Below are 1,793 nucleotides of genomic sequence, written 5' to 3' on the forward strand. Positions count from 1 at the left end.
AGGCTATCGCAATTTGAGGCAGGTAAAAGTTGTTTATTGGCATCTTTATTGAGTTTTGCGATCTGAGGCTCTTTGCTATCCTCCCAATTCATCGATAACAAGCCTGCCTTTCCCCCATCGCTAATTCCGAGGCGATCGCTTTGTCCCAAATTTGCCAAATTTCCCCCCAGTCTTCCTCGCTGAGAGGTTTGGGACTGGAAATGCAAAACTTTAATTCGGGCTTGTAAAGGGAAATCAGGTCAAAAGCACTTTCTCCTTTGGGTTTCTTGGTTGTATCGCCCGTTTTTACTTGCCATCCTTGTTGCGGGTGAACCAGATCGATGAGGCGATCGCGCCAACGGTTATCGGTGGGGTCGGTACCGATCGCCGGGCGAATGATGCCCTCATCTTGGCCGCCGTTGGTGACGAAGCGCCAGTTAAATTTATAGTCGTGGGTTCTTTGCTGAGGATTTTCTCGCCATTGGTAAGGACGTTTGGGGAGGGGATCGATCCACTCGGAGACCCAGCGTTCAATTTGGTTGTTATTGTTAATGTAGTGGAGTTGACAGCGTCCGTCAATTTGGGCGCGAAACATGAGGGGAACTTGTTCGCTCAGTTGATTGATTGTCACTTTTTCACCATCTAGCATTTTCTCGATTATTAGTGAATCATTATAGGACAAAATCATGAAACTATCCACGGTGTTTATTTCTGTATCAGACTATCTTGAAGGCGAAAAAGTAAGCCCCATTCGTCATGAATATCTTGGCGGTCAAATATTTGCGATGTCTGGTGGGAGTGAAGAACATAATCGCATTGCTGGGAATATCTATACTCGTTTATTAATTCATTTACGCGGGAGTGGGTGTAAAACTTTTATGTCAGATATGAAGGTCAATATGCCTATTGCTCAAAATACAGCAGAACTTTTTTATTATCCTGATGTCATGGTGACTTGCGATCGCCAAGATACGGAAAAGTATTATAAAACTCGTCCCTGTTTAATTATTGAAGTGCTTTCCCCTTCTACTCAAAGTTTAGATCGGCGAGAAAAACGATTAAATTATCAAACTTTGCCCAGTTTACAGGAATATATCCTCGTTTCTCAAACGGAAATGAGGGTAGAAGTTTATCGACGGAATGCGGCAGGAATTTGGTCTCTCGAAATCTTAGAAACAGATGATATTTTAGCGTTAAATTCAGTAGATTTAACCTTGACAATGGCAGAGATTTATGATGAAGTTTTGACGGGATAAAATGCAATGCTTAGATTTAGATGCGCGATCGCATCTCCTCAAATTTTTCTCAACGGGAAACGCGATCGCTTTTCCGTGCAAATTATGTTCTGCCAATTTCTACAATTGTTTCACCTTGTTCCAGTAAAACTAATGCTTGTGGAAATGCGCGACTAAAAATACGTTTTAAATCTCGATTGTTGATATTACCACAAGTTAACCAAAGAATTTGAGGTGGAATCCCCTGACGGATCGCTAAATCGACAAAATCTCGATCTTTTGTAATAATAACCGTGCCTAAACCGTTAATTTGTGCTGCGTTGAAAATCTCAATATCTTGTGCGTCACGTAATTCCAGATCGCGCAAGGCTAAGGCATTAACATCAAATGTATCAGTCAACCATTGCGCTAAACTGGGAGGAAGTTGAGCATTTAACCAAAAAATCATACGGCTATTTTGGGAAAATCAATTTGCAGGGCGGCAAATAATAAACACGCCTGAATATCTTCAGGTTCGAGATCGGGAAAGTCTTCTAAAATTTCGCTAGCAGGGATATTATCTGCTAATGTTTCAAGAAT

The 1,793-nt window shown here is 41.6% G+C and carries 4 protein-coding genes; 1 reads left to right on the forward strand and 3 read right to left on the reverse strand.

Annotation, left to right across the window (positions count from 1 at the left end; translation table 11 throughout):
• Nucleotides 1-88: 88 nt before the first annotated feature.
• Nucleotides 89-667 (reverse strand): hypothetical protein, encoded by a 579-nt coding sequence (locus tag VB714_RS15440; RefSeq protein ID WP_323225524.1) that lies wholly within the window; start codon nucleotides 665-667, stop codon nucleotides 89-91.
• Here VB714_RS15440 and VB714_RS15445 point away from each other — a divergent pair.
• The gene (locus VB714_RS15445; protein WP_323225525.1) at nucleotides 666-1,235 is read left to right on the forward strand and encodes a Uma2 family endonuclease; all 570 of its coding nucleotides are present in this window, start codon (nucleotides 666-668) and stop codon (nucleotides 1,233-1,235) included. The two genes, VB714_RS15440 and VB714_RS15445, sit on opposite strands and share 2 nt — an antisense overlap.
• Nucleotides 1,236-1,317: 82 nt before the next feature.
• Here VB714_RS15445 and VB714_RS15450 read toward each other — a convergent pair whose 3' ends face one another.
• Entirely contained in the window at nucleotides 1,318-1,662 is a 345-nt protein-coding gene (locus tag VB714_RS15450) for a DUF5615 family PIN-like protein (protein ID WP_204106120.1), read from the reverse strand.
• On the reverse strand, nucleotides 1,659-1,793 hold a 135-nt coding region (locus VB714_RS15455), incomplete at its 5' end, for a DUF433 domain-containing protein (RefSeq protein WP_416309701.1). The genes VB714_RS15450 and VB714_RS15455, both read right to left, overlap by 4 nt.

The organism is Spirulina sp. 06S082 (genome assembly GCF_034932145.1).
GTDB lineage: Bacteria > Cyanobacteriota > Cyanobacteriia > Cyanobacteriales > Spirulinaceae > CCY15215.